This is a genomic window from Faecousia intestinalis (genome assembly GCF_040096185.1).
Taxonomy (GTDB): domain Bacteria; phylum Bacillota; class Clostridia; order Oscillospirales; family Oscillospiraceae; genus JAZOXB01.
Window position 1 is genome coordinate 1 of record NZ_JBBMFF010000002.1, and the last position, 772, is coordinate 772.

Annotated in this window: 1 protein-coding gene; it reads right to left on the reverse strand. The window is 63.2% G+C overall.

Features of this window, described 5'->3' with window-relative positions; all coding sequences use genetic code 11:
* Positions 1-45: 45 nt before the first annotated feature.
* A complete protein-coding gene (locus WMO66_RS00010) occupies positions 46-606 on the reverse strand; it encodes a hypothetical protein (RefSeq protein WP_349134357.1) in 561 nt (186 codons plus the stop codon).
* Positions 607-772: the final 166 nt, after the last annotated feature.

Consider the following 772-nt stretch of genomic DNA (forward strand, 5'->3'; position numbering starts at 1 on the left):
GCGGCAGGCCGCTCCCCTACAACGCACGACTGGAGGCAGGCGTTCTTATTCGCCCTCAGCCACCCCGTAATAGGCCTCATAGGCCTCGCGGAGCTCGCCGGTCGTGACGTCCGGCCCGATGACGAGCCATGCGGGCGTCGCGTCCGGGTCATATTCCGCCGGGAGGAACTCCAGCGACAGCATGATGCGGGACGTTGTGTTGAATTCGCGAAGCAGACCCGTCACGGTCCACTGCGTGCCGTCGGCCTCCATCGTGCCGGTCAGCATGCCCTGCGTGCAGGTGTAGGTGTCGTTGAGCTTGTCGGTCACGACGCTGCCCTCCACCGTGCAGGGGTAGTCCCTGCCGCCGATGTGCAGCGTGACCGTGCACGTCGCTTCTCCATCCTCCACGCGGCTCTCATAGTTCACGGTTCCGACGGGCAGGAGGCCGTCCTGCTCCTCGCCCGTGGCTGCCGTGTCCGGGAAGACCGTCTGCAGCGTTTCCGGCGACGAGAGGGCCCAGAGCGTTTCATCGCGCATGTTGTCGGGGTCCGGCTCGCTCCACCATGCGCAGGCAGACAGCAGGACCAGAGCAAAGACTGTGAGCAGGGATACGAGTTTTTTCATGGTACGTCATCCTTTCTGAACAGTTTTGGCATCCTTGTATGTAGGTGAGGGGACAGCCGGGCCCGGCGACGCACTTGCAGCCCGTACAAGCCATCGTTAAAATGGTATGCACTCCCGAATTGTCATTGCGAGGGCGCTTCGCGCCCGTGGCAATCTCACGCACCAA